Below are 15,519 nucleotides of genomic sequence, written 5' to 3'. Positions count from 1 at the left end.
GCTGTTTGCTGCGACTTCGGTCTTGGCACTGGGATTCGCCGCTTCGCCTGCATTTGCGCAGTCCGAACAGGTCGCCGGCGAAGGTACGGAAAGCGAAATCGTCGTCACCGGTTTTCGCGCATCGCTTGAGAATGCTTTGAACGCAAAGCGCGATTCCAACCTGATCATCGAATCGGTGACGGCAGAGGATATCGGGAAATTCCCCGACCAGAATGTTGCCGAGTCCCTGCAACGCCTTCCCGGCATCCAGATCGATCGCGAGAATGGACAGGGTTCAAAGGTCCGGATCCGCGGCCTTGAGCAGAATGTGACATTGCTGAACGGCGAGCTCTTTGTCAGCGGACTCGAAGTCTACAAGGTTGGCGAGGGAAATTATAACCGCAACGACAGTCTCGAGGGCGTGCCGTCAGAGCTGATCGGCGGCATCGAGGTTTTCAAGTCGCCCAATGCCTCGCTGCTCGAAGGCGGTCTCGGCGGCATCGTTAATTTGAAAACCCGCAATCCGCTCGATTTACAGGACGGCCTGACGGTCGCCGGCAACTTCAAGATGAGCAAGGGCAGCGAGATCGGCGGATGGAAGCCTGCGGGTGCGGCGGTTCTGGGCTATAATTTCAACGATCGTCTCGGGATCATCGCGTCGTTCAGCTATGAGCAGACCAACACGCACGTCAACGCTTTGGGCGGTGACAATCGCGGCAACTGGGCCTTTGCCGGGGGGCGCCGCGACACCGCGACCGTCCCGACCAACTATTATGCACCCGAATATCGCTATATCACCGACCGCGACCAGTATCGCCGGCGTTGGGGCGCGTCGCTCGGGGTGAACTTCAGGCCCACCGACGAGCTTGAGGTCAGCGCGCAATATTTCCATTCGGATCTGAAGATCGACACGCGCGAGGCTTCGGTCAAATTTCCGTTTGGGCAGGGCGAATCGCAGGGCTTGGTGGGAAGCTACAACATCAACGAGAACGGCGTCCTGACCGACGGAACCGTGCGCGCGCAATCGGCTGAGGCCATTTCGTTCGTCGATGTCTCGAAGATCAAGTCGGACAATCTCCAGTTCGGGATCGACTGGGACAATGACACCAACTTCCGTGCATCGATCATGGCCGACTATTCATCGTCGAAGATGGGCCGCGAAGTCGCGAACAATGACGTGCGCTACACCGAATATGGCGTGCGCGGTCCGGGAACGTCGGGGCCGCAGCCGGGGTTCATACCCAATACAGCGGCGCCGCCGACCTTCGATTTCACCTATAAGAACGGTGATTTCCCGAGCTTTGGCATCGCACCGGGCAGCCCGCAAGACCTGTTCAGCAATCCGGCCTATGGCTTCTTCAAATCGCACTGGGCCTTTGGCGACCGGTCCGACATCAAAGGGCATTCGATCCGCGCCGACTTTGGCTATGACGTGGACAACAGCGATACAAATACGATCACGTTGAGTGCAGGCTTTCGCTATGGCCAGCGAACGGTCGACTTCACCTCGGGCCGCTATCTCGCCGACTATAGCGGCAAGGGCGAACTCGATGCGACCGCCATTCCAGCCGCCAACCGGGTTCCCGGCTTCTCGTACAACTGGACGCCCTACGGCTATTTCCAGGATGGGGCGATTGGTTACAAGATTTGCGATCTGCCCGAAGCGAACAAGCCTGCGGCCTTTGCCGGGTGCACTCGCTTCGGTAATTCGCCGGCACTAATCACGCCTTATCAGACCTTGACCAGCAACCCCGAGCGCGTCGAGGCGATCAAAAACTTTGCAGGGGGTGGCCATGTTGCGGGCGATACGGTTCTTGTGGCCGACCGGTCGCAGATGACCAACGCCCTCCAATGGATTCAGTCGCTCTATCCCGACACGCCGTTCACTTTCTTTGCCGACCCCTTGCAGACCTATCGGGTCAAGGAGGAGACGAAGTCGGGATATGTGATGGCCGACATGGGCGGGCTCGACGATCCCTATCACCTCAACGTCGGCCTTCGCATCGTCAACACCAGCTTGACGATCGATCAAAACCAGCCGGCCAGCGCGGATCCCAGCTATTGGGGAACCGACAGCTGGAACGGCGTCCTGCGCGATTTCACCACGAACAGGGTCGTTCGCCGCTACACGGACTTTCTGCCCAGCGTGAATGCGGTCTTCAACATAAGCGAAGGCGATAAAGTCCGGTTTTCGGCAGCGCGTGTCGTGGCCCGCCAGCCGCTTGTTTCGTTGGGGCAGGGCTTTGCGACTCAATTTACACGCGACCCGGCGGACGATCTGTTCAAATTCACCAACGGAAGCCGCGGCAACGCCGAGCTCGATCCGTTCCGCGCCTATCAATTCGACCTCGGCTTCGAGCATTATTTCGGCAACCAAGGACTTTTGTCCGCCGGCCTGTTCTGGAAGGAAGTCGACAGCTTCATCGTCAACGAAACCGTTGCCGTTTTTGTGAATGACCAAGGCGGCGGCAGGTTGGGGCCCGTGTCGCAGCCCGCGAACGGATCGGGCGGCCGGGTGAAAGGGTTCGAACTCGCGGCGCAATATGCCCTCGACTTCGGCTTGGGCTTTACCGCCAACTACACCTTTTCGGACACAAGCACCGACTTCAGCACCGATTTCAGCAACAAGCTGCCTTTGCCGGGCGTGTCGAAGCATTCAGCGAACGGCCAGATATATTTCGAGAAATATGGTTTTGCCGCGCGAGCTTCGTACAGCTGGCGCTCGAAGCAATATCTCGGGAATTTCGGGTTCGCCGACGGGGCTACGACGCGCAATCTGGGGATCTACCAAAAATCCTATGGCCAGCTCGATGGCCAGATCAGTTACAAACTCACCGACAATTTCGAGGTTTTTGCGGAGGCGATCAACATCACCAAGGCAAATGCCAGCACATACCTGCAATTCCCCGAATTGCCCTTCCGCTATGAATCGGGCTCGCGGCGGATTTACGGCGGGGTAAAATTCAACTTCTGATTTCGGCGCCCGCCGAAACATGGCAGCGGCTCTTCTCGTGAAGGGCCGCTGTCCTTTTCTCCGATACGCATGTTGCACCGAGGCCCGTCGAACGCGACCTCAATCAAGCGGTGTAGGCTATGATAAAGCCGGCGGCGGTGCGGCGGTCAGCCGATCGACGAATTGATGCGCATGGATGACCATTCCGCCGGGATCATCGCCCGCCAGTTCGCGCAGCAGCATGTCAGTCGCGGTCTTGGCCATTTCCATGACCGGTTGGCGGATCGTCGTGAGGCGCGGCCACACGACGCGGGCGATTTCGGAATCGTCGAACCCGACGACGGTCAGATCGGCGGGAACATCGAATCCCAATTCGCGTGCCGCCGACATGGCACCGACCGCCATATCGTCATTCTGTGCCAATATGGCGGTCGGCCGCAGCTTGCGTGACAGGAGGCGCTTGGTCGCTTCATATCCCGATTCAAAACTGAAATCGCCGGTTTCGACCAGATCGGGAAGCGGCGGCAGGCCGTTGGCGTCGAATGCCTGACGATAGCCGATCAGGCGCTGGGAACTGGCGGCGTGGACCGGATCGCCCAGGATGATCGCGATCGTCCGGTGCCCAAGCCCGATGACATGCTCGGCGATCTCGCGCGCGGCTGCAACATCGTCCATTGCCGTCGACAGGCCGACATCAAGCTTGGACTGGGGCGCGATCCGGGCGAAGGGAATGCGCGCATCCAAAAGTCCATCGAGAATGTCGGGATGGTCCGACGCCGGCGGTGCGAGGATGACGCCGTCCAATGCTGCGGAGCGCACGAGGCTGACCACTTCGAGCGGACGGTCCATGACCGATTCCACGGGCAGCACGATCAGACGATAGCGTCCGCCATGCAATCGTTCGAGCGCGCCTCGCTGCAATTCGACCACATAGCTTGGACTCGGCTTTTCATAGATCAAACCGATGAGGTAGGATTGTCTCCGGACCAGGCCCTGTGCGAGGACATTGGGGTGATAATTTAGTTCCTTGGCCGCGCGGAGCACCTTTTTACGCAACGCGGGCGAAATATGCGGTTCATTATTGAAGACGCGCGATACGCTTTTAGGTGACACTTGAGCCAGCTTGGCGACGTCAATGCTTGTCGAGCGTTTTTCTCCGTGAGCCATGCCTTCAGGTCGTGGCGAAATTGTCCTTCGTTGTCAATTGGACGCTACTGCCTCGCGGAGGCCCGACTTGATGGGCTGGTCGGTGTGGATGCATGCATCCGGAAATGTCCGCTTTCACGATTTCAGATCTCCAAGCTGTCTGACCGCAATCGGCCAAAGCCGGCGCGAGCTCCGCCGCAGCGGCATAATAAGGGTCGGCGGTGGTCAGCTCTATTTTAACGGTTCGAGCAGCGATTGGACGGAGCGCCAAAAAAAGACGCCCGCCCGATCGAAACCGGGCGGGCGTCAGATGAAGATCTCTGTTTCCTGAAAGGAAGAGCTCTCCTGGGTCGCACGGCGCGGATAGCGTCGCGGGCCGACCGATAATTGTACGACAGCGCCAAAAGATGCTCTATCGTACCGATGTTCACGGATGAGAGATGAAGGTCGTCGTTCTTCATGATCCAGCGGCGCGCGCGTCGCACGCAGCGTACCGAATAGCGCGCGCAATTCGTTCGCACGGGGGCGCCCGATAGACTTTCGCCTCGCGGACAAGCTCACTCGGAACGCCACAAATGTCCGATCTTGCCGGATTCAATCTAAAAGCGGACCGGCGGAAAGCGGCCAGAAGCGAAAAATTCTTTTTGGACGAGCGCCGACAGAATTGACGTTGATCCGATTGCCTATACGTGGCCGGTGTCGGCTCGACCGCCCCGATTGTTTGACAGTTAAAAGCGGATACCCGTAGCTTCGAAGGGGCGCAAACGCGCCTACTGGCTGGTCCTCGACGTCACGGCCGCCCGCAGGAGGCGCATGAATAGCTTTGTGTCGTCCTCAAGGCTGGAGCCGTCCTTTTGCACGTGTTTGATCCCATCCATTGCAGCCACAACGATATTGGCCACTTGCGTGGGCGGGGCCTGCAGCGGTTCAAGATCGATTTCCTTGTCCTCTGCGGCGGCGATCAATGTCTGCGTCAGCATGCTCAAGAGTTTTGTCCGCGCGTCGAGCGTGATATCTGCGGCCAATGCCATGTTGGCAGCAAACAATTCTTCTGCGTCGGTGCTGCCGCCGAATGGGGCGATCAACTCCCGCTGAAAGACCATGATGGCCATTTCCATCCGGTCTAAGGCACTCCCCTGGCCCGCCAGCACTGATGCCACTTCATCCAGTGTCCGGGTATGCGCTCGCAATGATCCGGCCCGAAACAGCTCCTCCTTGCTGTTGAAGCTCAGATAGAGCGAGGCGCGCGAGATTCCCGCAGCGCGCGCAATGTCCGCCATCGAGGTCTTGCGGAAGCCAAAGCGTATAAACACGGGCAAAGCCGCGTCCAGAATCTGCGTTATTTTTTGCTCGGCTTGCATCTTGTGGACATATTGACACTCTGAGTTCACCTTGTCAAAAGACAATTAGACGTGAATTGCATAAGTGTCTAATTGGCGGAGCCGCCCGGACGCGGTCACAAGGAAATTCGATGAACACGGCGAAAGACGATCCCACAACTGTAGCGGTCTTGGTGACAGGCATTGGCGGGTTTCTCGCCGGGCACATCGCCTTGCAGTTGCTTGAGCAAGGGTATCGGGTTCGAGGCAGCCTGCGCCTCATTGGCAGGAGCGATGCCGTACATAGGCAGCTTGGCGCTCATACCCACAAGGATGCTCTGGAGCGCCTCAGCTTTGTGCAGGCCGACCTCGACGGCGAAGATGGCTGGACTGCGGCTGTCGAAGGATGCAGCTACGTCATTCACACGGCGTCACCTTTTCCTCCAGGGTTTCCCGAAGATGAGGATGCGTTGATCCAGACGGCTCGTGACGGTGCGTTGCGGGTGCTCGACGCGGCGCACCGCGCAGGCGTCAAGCGTGTGGTGCTCACCTCCTCCATAGCCGCCACCAATCATGGCGACGGGCAGGCGCCCTTCACCGAAGAAAACTGGACCGACCCGGAAGGCCCACGGGCGACGCCCTACTACAAGTCGAAGACCCTGACCGAGCGGGCAGCCTGGATCTTTGCGGAGAAGGTTGGCCTCGACCTGGCGGTTATCAACCCGAGCATGATCCTTGGGCCGTTACTAGGCGAGAACTTCGGGACGTCCGTCGGCCTGGTCCACCATCTGATGACAGGAAAATTCGAGGGTATTCCACGCTTCGGCTTTTCTGTTGTGGATGTGCGCGATGTCGCAGACGCCCATATTCGAGCGATGACCAATCCCGCGGCGAAGAGCCAACGTTTCATTGTCGGGGGGCGATTCTTCTGGCTCAAGGAATTGGTGGCCATTCTTGCGGCTTGCTTTCCTGAGTACGGCGCCCGGCTTCCGTCAGGCGAAATTTCCGATGAGGTCGTAAAGGCCATCGCGCAATCGGACCCCGACGCACGAACCATCGTCCACGAACTCAATCAAGATCTGAGTGTTAGTGCAGCAAAAGCCCAGCGCGTCCTGAACTGGCGCTCGCGCCCGGAGAAGGAGGCCATATGCGCGAGCGCCCAAAGCCTCATCGACCTGGGATTGGTGCGCGCACCGGCAATCTGAATCCACCATGCTCTCAAGCACTTCTGCCCGCGCATAGTGACCGTCTAGCCGGAGATCGAGCGATCTCTCGTTTCCAAATGGAGAATACGCATGACACTCTTTGCGGCCGCCGCCTGCACGACCAATGACGCCGACCTTCTTCGCGAAGCGGAACGCACCAGACTGCACGCCCTCGTCAGCGCGGATATTGTTCGGGCACGACAGCTTCATGCTCCAGACTTTCAATTGATAACGCCGATCGGTGCCACGCTTTCAAAGGAAGAATATCTGGGTGCGATTGCGTCCGGGCAAATCAGATACCTGACGTGGGAGCCCGCCGACATCGCTGTGCGCCTATACACCAATGGGGCGGTCATTCGATATCGCGCCCAATTGGAAGTCATCTTCGGCGGCCACAAAGTCCCTCTCCATGATTATTGGCACACCGATGTCTATGAGCGTCGCGATGGACAATGGCTGGTCGTCTGGTCACAGGCGACCAGCATCAATTAGCGGGAAGTCTTGCTGGCCATAGCGACGCTTTCGACGGATCGAAGCGCTGCTGTTCGAAAAGCACCAACGTTGCGGCGCACAGGTTATCGATAACGGCTGCCAACCGATGAGGTCGAGGCGCCGCCATCGGTAAAAGAGGCCCATCTAGGAACCTTCTACAAAGATCGATGTTGGTGCCGATCGTCGACAGGGGCATTGTTGCAGCCGTCCGAACGCTGTGAACGACTGCTTCTGGATATGCGACTACCATTTCTGGACGTCTTGCTTCGGTCGCTTCACATTGTCCGCGCTAGAAGCCGGCGAATGTCGGTTATCTTGGATTTGCGCCTCAAAGCCGCCGGTCGAAAGCGGCCACTAATGCAATAGGGGAGCCAGATTGTCCGCCTCGGGCCTCGTCACCTTCGGCTTTAATTTTTTACCAGTTCGCCGTCGGCGGAATGGCTTGCGGTCGCGACGTCAAGTTTGCTGGGCTCCATCGACTGGACGGAATTCGGTAGCCCGCTCAGGAGAGCAGCGGCGATTCAGTCCGCGGCTTTCGTATCAACGTGCCGCACGATGTTTCCAAGGATCGCCATGCGCGTCACAGTCACGCCGCCATCTGCCAGCTCGGGCAGACGCGCGAACCATGATTGCACGTGCGGCGTCTGATTATGGGCTTCGAAATCGGCTTGGGTCGCGAAGATTTCATAGAAGATGAAATGCCCAGGGGTCTCGCGGCTCTCCTGCAGAAAATAGAGGAGATTATTCGGTTCTGCGCGGACCTTCTCGACGAGCGGTAAGGTGATAGCTCGCAGCGCATCCTCCTTGCCCGCCTTGGCGCGGACCTGTGCAACGACCGCGTATGCGTCGATGGGAACATCGGCATAACGCAGCCCGCCGGTGTCACGCGCGACGGCCGATGCCGATGAAAATGCCGCGGCCCCCAACGCTGCCATGGTGATACCGGACAGAAACTTTCGTAACATGATTCAAGTCCTTCCTGGCTTGCTCTCCGCTCAGCGCGCCGCTGCGACGATTTTACGCCGGGCTTCGAGCGCTCCGTCGAAGGTGCGCTTCACCGGACCCAGCGCCTGCACGAATTCAAGCTGCTCGCCTTCCGATCCCGTGCAGTAAATCAGCCGCCAGCCATCCGACTTGCCTTCTGTGATCGGGTTGGAGTTGGCGCCGAGCGGGGCAGCGCGGCGTTCGTCCTCGCTCGTGACGGGCAGAACGCGGTTCGCGCGGACATGTGTCATCCCCCGCCGCGCCGATTCCGCTTCGAGATCGGCGATGAAGCGGTTGAAATCGACGTCGTCGCGGATGTGGAAGCAGATGTGCATCATGCGGGGAAAGGCGGGGCTCATATGATCGAGCGGCTCGGCAAAGGCACGCGGCCCGCCCATCGGCTGGTCGGCATCGCGATATTGCAGAAGCTCGATCACGACATTGTCGAACTGGATGAACCGCACGTCGAGCCTTTGCGCGCCGCCGCGAAGATCGGGGATTCCCATGGTGCGCGGGTTGACGCCGCGCGTGCGCGCTTCGATTTCCTGGCCGGTCAGAAGCGTATTGTGAATGCGTTCCCCTTGGAAATCGCCGTCGCGCATCACCTCCGTTCCGCCGAGCACCTCGGTGTAGAAGCTGAAGGCACGCTCCATATTCTGCACCGTGAGGCCAAAATGCTGCACGCCCTGCAGGCGAAGGCCGAGGGGGAGTTTGTCGGGCTTGGCGGACGCGGCCGATCGCGTCCCTTGCGCGTCGGCTGACGCCGACATGCCGGTCATCGAGGCCGCGAGCACCGCGCCCGCAGTCTTCAGCGCGTCCCTGCGATCGACGCCATCCGAACTTCGTCCCGCACCTTCGCCCATTTTCCGTCTCCCTGCTCTTGCCCGCCGTGCCTTGTAAGCGCCGCTTGCCCACGGACGCGTTGCCCCCGGGGCTCGACGGAAAGGGTCCGCGCGCAAAAAATGTCTGCAATGAGATGCGGCCCCGGTGGCTGGTGCGTATTTCAGAATCTTGCTATTTTTCCCAGCGGGTCGCCCCGGAATGTTCGTGTTCACCGCGGGTCGCAAAATGCGGCGCGCCAGCCGGAGGGCGGGCGGTTGAGGTTCGATGAGGCTTGGAAGCACTCGGGTCACGGCGACCCGCGCGAGGATGGCGGTCCCGGCCTCTCGGCGTATCGCGCCGCTTACTCCCGCGATGTCCCGGTCTATTGGACCGACCATCTGATTGCGCCGGTGCGCACCATCGGCGCCGACACCGCAACATCGCTCAAGATGAGCGATTGGTATTCGACGGTAGAGGACTCGCCCCAGGTCGGCGATCCCAATTTCGTGAGCGCGTCTCTCAGGACGAGCGCCGCGACGGCGTGGCGCGACAAAGCGCCTTCGGGTATCATCTCGATGCTGCCTTTCGAGGGCGCACAATGGTGCTTCGAACAACCCGTCAGCTTCACGCAATTCCATCTGCCGTTCGATCTCATGGCCATGGTCTGTGCGGCGATGTTCGAGAAAGAACTGACCCACGACCATATCCGCATGCCCGCCGACGTGCATGACGCGCAGCTGTACCGGAAGATGGAGCGTATTCGGCACTCGACTTTGCTGATCGAGCCGACCAACCTCCTGCTCGACAGTTGGGCGCTGATCCTGGCCGAGGCACTGGTCCGGGGGCTGTCGAGCCACGGCGAGCGAAGCGGCACCGCGCGGTTTGGCAGGTTACCTGCACGCGGAATTGCCCGCGTGGTCGACTATATCGAGGGGCATATCGACCGGGATCTGCGCTTGGCATCGCTTGCCGCTGTCGCGGGCATGAGTATCTATCATTTTGCCCGCCGCTTTCACGAAACCGTAGGTCTTTCGCCCCATTCCTACATATTGATACGGCGGGTCGAACGCGCCAGCGCGCTGCTGAGAAATACCGCCGATCGGCTTGTCGATGTTGTGCTTGTGTGCGGCTTTTCGAGTCAGGCTCACATGACCACCGCGTTCCGGCGTTGCCATGGCGTAACTCCCCTTCAATACCGCCACAGCGTTCGGTAACGCGCCAGCGAACGTCAGCTGCTCGCCGTTTTGAACCTGAAAGCTGCCCGTCCGAAAGCGGCCAAATCCGGCGCCCACCTAGCCGCTCACGTCCTGTCCATTGGTGGTCGTTGCGTCGCTATTTCTCGATGATCGCGAGGGTGCGGCTGAAATAGCTGCTTGGGCGCACGGAGCGAGCCCGTTGCGTCTTGCGACCGGCCGCGGTCATGTAGGTCACTTCGACGGTTACCGGGACCGCCGAGGTGATACCGAAATGCAACGGCTGGGTGCCCTGGGAATTATAACCGTCGCCGGTCGAGACCTGGCGCGTCGCAAGGATCTTGCCGGCGGCGTCGTAGAGGCGAACCTCGGCGCCCATGCGGGAGAAGCGCCCGGCCTTGTCGAGCACGCGGACCGAGAGGCTGCGTCGCGCGGCCTCTTTGCCGAGATCGTTGTGGAACAGGAAATGGCCGCCGGTCGCGGTGTATCCGCGCGTTACCGAAAGATCGAGCGCGCCGTCGCGGTCATAGTCGATCCACTGTACGCCATGATCGGCGACGTTGAGCGCTGACCCGGCGGGCAGGATATTCACGAACCCCTTGCCGCCGAGATTGCGGTAGAGGCGGTTCGCGGGCTGCTGCGCGCCCGACTTGCCGGTGTAGGCGGTGACGAAAAGATCGAGCCAGCCGTCATTGTCATAGTCGCCCCATGCGGCGCCGACGGCATGATTGTCCTCGGCGAGACCGAGGAGCGGTGCGACGTCCTCGAAGCGGCCGTCGCCCTTGTTGCGGTAGAGGATGTTGACGCCGTAGCTGGTGACGAACAGATCGAGTTCGCCGTCATTGTCATAGTCGCCGACCGCGCAGCCGACGCTACCGTCTTCGACTGGACGGCCGGGGCGGTCCATGCCGAGCGCGGGAGCGACGTCGACGAAGCGGTCGCTGTCATTGCGCCACAGGGCGTCAGTCGCGCCGGCCTGGTTGGCGAGGAAGAGGTCGAGATCGCCGTCGCGGTCATAATCGAACCAGCACGCGCCGACGGTAGGCCGCGCGTCGTCCCCCGCCAGATCGGCGCCAACTCGCACGAAACGGCCCGCATCCTGGCGAAACAGCGCATTGGGGCCGGCGCGATCGGCCGTAAAAAGATCGAGGTCGCCGTCATTGTCATAATCGACCCAGCTCGATTGCCGCGCCGAACGGCCGGGCGCGACGGGATCGAGATCTTGGGCGACGAAGCGGCGGCCACTCTCATTGCGAAACAGGAGGTTGGCTTCGGTCGCTTTGGTGGCGCCGGCATAGAGATCGAACCAGCCATCGCCGTCATAGTCGCCCCACGACAGCCCGCGCATCTCGGCGCCGGAGACAGGAAGACCCACTGTGGGTCCGATGTTGCTGAAGATGCCGCGATCATTGCGGTAGAGGCGAATCTCGCCGGTCTTGATCGACACTGCGAGGTCGAGATCGCCATCGCGGTCGAAATCCGCCCAGCTGTTCGACAACGAGCCGGGAACGCTGAAGTCCGCCGGCTGCACCGGCGTAAAGGCGGGTTCGGTCGTCCCGGCCGCCCCGCCGCCGGCAATGCCGGTCGACAGGACGGCCCAGGACAGGATCCGCATCAGTTCATCGCGCATGATACGGACTCCAGTGGTTGGTCCAGGTCAGAAATCGAGCGAGATCCGGCCATAATAGTAGCCGCCATATTGTCCGAACGGTCCGGCGCCATAGGGCGCGAGCCCGATGGTGTTGGCGATGGTCGTGCGGTCGGGATAGACGTCGAAGATGTTATAGGCGCCCGCGGCGACCCGCAACTTCTCGGTCACGCCATAGGACACTTCGAGATCGGTGATCCACTTGGCGCCGAAGCTCTGGTCGTTGACGGGAAGGCCACCAACGAGATTGTCGAGCGACTTGAACTTGTCGTAGCGGGTTTCCTTCACGTTGATGGTGAAGGGCCCGGACTCGAAGTTGGCGCCGAGGATGAGCTTGGTCTTGGGGGTCGAGGTGAACCAGCCCTGCGTGCGCCGGTCGAACAGGGTCAGGCCGAGGCCCGCGAGTTGGCTCGGGTTGGCGGCGATCTTCCTGATGTCGGTATCATTGTAATTGAACCCGACGCTCGTGCGCAGGCGTCCGGCGCTGCCGACGTCGAACGCATAGGTGCCGACGACATCGACCCCCCGCGTGCGCGTGTCGACGGCGTTGGTGAAGAAGCGCACCGACTGGTCGCCCGAAAAGCCGTTGGCGATCAGGATATTCCGGATACCCGTTCCCGACAACAGGCCGGTGAGGGTGATGCGGTCGTCGAGATCGATCTGATAGGCATCGACCGACAGCGAGAGACCCGCCGCCGGCGTCAACGTGAAGCCGAGGCTGAAGTTCTTCGACTTTTCGGGTTTGAGCGGCTGCGCCCCGAGCGCCTGCGCGACCGCCGAGTTCGTCTTCACGATCTTGGTGAGTACCGGGATATAGACTCCGCCGACAAGATTGATCGACGTTGAGGTCTGCGCGAAGTCCTGCTGCGCGAGCGAGGGCGCTCGAAAGCCGTTGCTGAACGCACCGCGGAGCGCGAGCCAGTCGGTCAGTTCATAACGCGCGCTCACCTTGCCGCTAAAGACGCTGCCCGAGCTGTCGTCGAAGTGCTCAAAGCGCCCTGCTGCGGTGACGAGGAAGCGCGGGCTGACGTCGAGCGCGAGATCGACATAGCCCGCCCAGATGTTGCGATTGATATTGGCCGCATCTTCGGGAGTCACGACGATCGCGCCCTGCGCGCCGACCTGCGCCGGGCGCCCGGCGAGCGGTCCGGTCGGATAGAAATATCCGCCGCTCCGGTAGCTGTCGACGTCGAGCGGCTTGGTCACATAGGATTCGTAGCGATATTCAGCACCAAGCGAGACCTGCAGTGCCGTGTCGCCGCCGAATTCGACCCGCCGGGTGAGGTCGAGATTGTTCGTCCACTGGTCGAACGCCGAACTGAAGGTCTTGAACTCGGTCGGGCTCGACGGGCCGATCGATGCGTTAAGCGTATTGTCTGCGCCATTCTCGGCATAGTTGCGCCCATAGGTGCTGCTGAGATCGATGTTCCAGCCCGCAGTTTCGCCGCGCAGGCCGCCGGTGAACTGGAAGTCGGTTTCCTTCAGCGTGTAGAAGGGTGAGAAACCGTCAGGATAGATCTCTATGATATTCTGGTTGCTGTTCGGTCGGCGGCCGGCCTGGCCGACGCTCGCGTCGCGATAACCGAACGTTCCGTCTGAATAAAATGTGACATTGCCGAGCGGCAGGACGAGCGTCTGCGCGACCTTGACGTCCTTCACGTCGGGGAGACCGCCGAGATAAGTGCGGCGGTTGGCCGTGAGTTCACGCGGATCGGCCGCGCCGCCCGGAAGCGGGAAGTAGAGCGCGCCCGTGACGTCGGTGTTGCGGACGGCGGCCTTCGCCTTCTTGCCTTCGACCGAGAGGGTGAATGAGCCGCCGTCGCCGATCGCAAAGCCGTGCGAGACGCTGCCCGAGATCGTCTCGCCGTCGCTGCCGCTGCCATCGCGGCCATAGCGCTGGCCGGCCTCGATCGACGCCTTGCCGCCCGAATCGTTGGTCTTCAGGATGACGTTGATCACGCCCGCGATCGCGTCGGAACCATATTGCGCCGAGGCACCGTCGCGCAGCACTTCGATGCGCTCGATGGCGCTCGACGGGATGAGATCGAGATCGACCGGGTTGCCGCCTTGCGACGTCGCGCCTGAGTTGAAGTCGATGATCGAGCTATTGTGGCGGCGCTTGCCGTTGACGAGCACGAGCACATGAACGCCCGAGAGGCCGCGCAAACCGGCGGGGCGTGTCAGGCTGTTGAACGACGAGCTGCCGACCGTCGTCGACTGAAAGGACGGCACGAGCTGGGTCAGCGCATCGCGCAGCTGCATACCGCCGCCAAGCTTCTCGAGGTCTTCGCCGCCGATCACGTCGATCGGGGTCGGGCTCGAAATCACGGTGCGGCCAGGGCCGCGGGTGCCGGTGACGATGATCTCGGACTGGGATGCCGAATCGCCGGCGTCGTCGGCGGCGATATCCTGCGCGAAAGCGGGCGTGGACATGGCTGCGGCGACATAGGACGCCCCGACCAGCAGTCTCGTATATGTTTTCATGGTCTTGCTCCTAAACACGGTAAAATGTTCCCCCGATTGAACCTGCTGTTTTTTCGTTTTCCGCCGGTTTCGGCGCTTATCCTGCGGCCCTCAACTTGCGCTGCGGCGCGGCGGTGTCCTGCGAAAGGGTGTCGAGCCCTTGCCGCAAATCCGCGATGAGGTCATCCACCCTTTCGAGCCCGATGTGCAATCTTAGTAAGGGCCCGGGATAGGTGAGCTTGTGGGTCCGGGCCTTGAGCTGCGGATCGACGGGAATGGCGAGGCTCTCGTACCCGCCCCAGCTGAAGCCGAGGCCGAAAAGTTCGAGCCGCTCGACCATCGCCGCAACCGCCAATTCGGACGTGGGGTGGAGAACCGCGCCGATGAGGCCGCAGATGCCGGTGAAGTCGCGCTTCCAGATCGCGTGGCCGGGATCGCCCGGCAGCGCCGGGCACATGACCGAGTGGACTTCGGGTTGGTGCTCGAGCCATTGGGCGACCTTGAGCGCCGCGGCGCCATGATGGGCGAGGCGTGTATGGAGCGTGCGCAGGCCGCGGATCGCCATATAGGCATCGTCGGGCGATACCGCCCAGCCGGTCTCGTAGCTCGACGCTGCGAGCAGGTCGGCGGCGTGCCCTTTGGCCGCGGCGAGTCCCATGAACACGTCCGAATGGCCGCAGACATATTTGGTGAGTGACTGGATGCTGACGTCGACGCCATGGTCGAGCGGCTTGAACAAAACCCCCGCCGACCAGGTGTTATCGATCACCGTCATGATCCCGGCCTCCCGCGCCATCGCGGCGATCGCAGGAATGTCCTGCATCTCGAAAGTCAGCGAGCCCGGCGATTCGAGGAAGATCACGCGGGTTGCGGGCGTGATCATCGCGCGGATCGTCTCGGCGCTGTCGCCGGGATCGAAATAGCGTGCGGTGACGCCGTAACGCGCGAGCGTACCGGCAAGGAAGCGCCGGGTCGGGTTATAGACGGTGTCGCACGCGAGCACTTCGTCGCCTGCGGACAGCAGCGCGAGCAAGGTACCGGTGATCGCGGTGAGACCGGAGGGATAGATGAACGCCTCGTCGGCATTCTCAAGGTCGCGCAGGGCATCGCGCAATGTACGCTGGGTCGAGAGGCCGACACGGCCGTAGGTCACCTTGCCGCCATCGTAGAGCGCTTCGCAGCTTGGCAGGAGCACGGTCGATCCGCGCTGGATGACAGGGCCCGGCGTCCGCTGGAGCGCGTCGCACGGACTGTCGCCGTGGATCAGCCGCGTCTGCTCGTGAACCGTGCTGCAAAGCGTCATGTATTTTTTCTT

At 61.2% G+C, this 15,519-nt stretch carries 11 protein-coding genes; 4 read left to right on the top strand and 7 right to left on the bottom strand.

Annotation, left to right across the window (positions count from 1 at the left end):
- Positions 1-22 precede the first annotated feature (22 nt).
- The gene (locus V6M50_RS12690; protein WP_332818933.1) at positions 23-2,953 is read left to right on the top strand and encodes a TonB-dependent receptor; all 2,931 of its coding nucleotides are present in this window, start codon (positions 23-25) and stop codon (positions 2,951-2,953) included.
- A gap of 117 nt (positions 2,954-3,070) precedes the next feature.
- On the opposite strand, the gene V6M50_RS12685 is transcribed toward V6M50_RS12690, so the two are convergent.
- A complete protein-coding gene (locus tag V6M50_RS12685; protein WP_332818932.1) occupies positions 3,071-4,099 on the bottom strand; it encodes a LacI family DNA-binding transcriptional regulator in 1,029 nt (342 codons plus the stop codon).
- Positions 4,100-4,848: 749 nt separating this feature from the next.
- The gene (locus tag V6M50_RS12680; RefSeq protein ID WP_332818931.1) at positions 4,849-5,439 is read right to left on the bottom strand and encodes a TetR/AcrR family transcriptional regulator; all 591 of its coding nucleotides are present in this window, start codon (positions 5,437-5,439) and stop codon (positions 4,849-4,851) included.
- 110 nt (positions 5,440-5,549) lie between these two features.
- Here V6M50_RS12680 and V6M50_RS12675 point away from each other — a divergent pair, with 110 nt between their 5' ends.
- Both V6M50_RS12675 and V6M50_RS12670 read left to right on the top strand, forming a co-directional pair.
- Positions 5,550-6,602, top strand: coding sequence for an SDR family oxidoreductase (locus tag V6M50_RS12675; protein WP_332818930.1), 1,053 nt, complete (start codon positions 5,550-5,552; stop codon positions 6,600-6,602).
- Positions 6,603-6,692: 90 nt separating this feature from the next.
- A complete protein-coding gene (locus V6M50_RS12670; protein WP_332818929.1) occupies positions 6,693-7,094 on the top strand; it encodes a nuclear transport factor 2 family protein in 402 nt (133 codons plus the stop codon).
- A gap of 521 nt (positions 7,095-7,615) precedes the next feature.
- Here V6M50_RS12670 and V6M50_RS12665 read toward each other — a convergent pair.
- On the bottom strand, positions 7,616-8,059 hold the full coding sequence (locus V6M50_RS12665; RefSeq protein WP_332818928.1) for a putative quinol monooxygenase: 444 nt from the start codon (positions 8,057-8,059) through the stop codon (positions 7,616-7,618).
- A 30-nt stretch (positions 8,060-8,089) separates the two neighbouring features.
- Positions 8,090-8,941 (bottom strand): VOC family protein, encoded by an 852-nt coding sequence (locus V6M50_RS12660; protein WP_332818927.1) that lies wholly within the window; start codon positions 8,939-8,941, stop codon positions 8,090-8,092.
- 369 nt (positions 8,942-9,310) lie between these two features.
- Here V6M50_RS12660 and V6M50_RS12655 point away from each other — a divergent pair, with 369 nt between their 5' ends.
- Entirely contained in the window at positions 9,311-10,114 is an 804-nt protein-coding gene (locus V6M50_RS12655; RefSeq protein WP_332818926.1) for an AraC family transcriptional regulator, read from the top strand.
- 118 nt (positions 10,115-10,232) lie between these two features.
- Here the strand turns inward: V6M50_RS12655 and V6M50_RS12650 are convergent, their stop codons facing one another.
- From V6M50_RS12650 to metC, 3 genes are all read right to left on the bottom strand, one after another.
- Positions 10,233-11,723, bottom strand: coding sequence for a CRTAC1 family protein (locus V6M50_RS12650; protein ID WP_332818925.1), 1,491 nt, complete (start codon positions 11,721-11,723; stop codon positions 10,233-10,235).
- Positions 11,724-11,750: 27 nt separating this feature from the next.
- A complete protein-coding gene (locus tag V6M50_RS12645; protein ID WP_332818924.1) occupies positions 11,751-14,225 on the bottom strand; it encodes a TonB-dependent receptor plug domain-containing protein in 2,475 nt (824 codons plus the stop codon).
- A 76-nt stretch (positions 14,226-14,301) separates the two neighbouring features.
- Positions 14,302-15,507 carry a cystathionine beta-lyase gene (gene metC / locus V6M50_RS12640; protein WP_332818923.1) on the bottom strand — a complete coding sequence of 402 codons (1,206 nt, stop codon included), beginning with the start codon at positions 15,505-15,507 and terminating at the stop codon, positions 14,302-14,304.
- Positions 15,508-15,519 lie beyond the last annotated feature (12 nt).

It is taken from the genome of Sphingopyxis sp. (genome assembly GCF_036675685.1).
GTDB lineage: Bacteria > Pseudomonadota > Alphaproteobacteria > Sphingomonadales > Sphingomonadaceae > Sphingopyxis.
Note: the sequence above shows the minus strand (reverse complement) of the source record. Positions and strands in the feature narration are given on the sequence as shown.

What these genes read in the sequence shown, in the direction of transcription:
- V6M50_RS12685 (WP_332818932.1), bottom strand. Translation starts at nt 4,099, where the DNA reads ATGGCTCACGGAGAAAAACGCTCGACAAGCATTGACGTCGCCAAGCTG.
- V6M50_RS12680 (WP_332818931.1), bottom strand. Translation starts at nt 5,439, where the DNA reads ATGCAAGCCGAGCAAAAAATAACGCAGATTCTGGACGCGGCTTTGCCC.
- V6M50_RS12675 (WP_332818930.1), top strand. Translation starts at nt 5,550, where the DNA reads ATGAACACGGCGAAAGACGATCCCACAACTGTAGCGGTCTTGGTGACA.
- V6M50_RS12670 (WP_332818929.1), top strand. Translation starts at nt 6,693, where the DNA reads ATGACACTCTTTGCGGCCGCCGCCTGCACGACCAATGACGCCGACCTT.
- V6M50_RS12665 (WP_332818928.1), bottom strand. Translation starts at nt 8,059, where the DNA reads ATGTTACGAAAGTTTCTGTCCGGTATCACCATGGCAGCGTTGGGGGCC.
- V6M50_RS12660 (WP_332818927.1), bottom strand. Translation starts at nt 8,941, where the DNA reads ATGGGCGAAGGTGCGGGACGAAGTTCGGATGGCGTCGATCGCAGGGAC.
- V6M50_RS12650 (WP_332818925.1), bottom strand. Translation starts at nt 11,723, where the DNA reads ATGCGCGATGAACTGATGCGGATCCTGTCCTGGGCCGTCCTGTCGACC.
- V6M50_RS12645 (WP_332818924.1), bottom strand. Translation starts at nt 14,225, where the DNA reads ATGAAAACATATACGAGACTGCTGGTCGGGGCGTCCTATGTCGCCGCA.
- metC (WP_332818923.1), bottom strand. Translation starts at nt 15,507, where the DNA reads ATGACGCTTTGCAGCACGGTTCACGAGCAGACGCGGCTGATCCACGGC.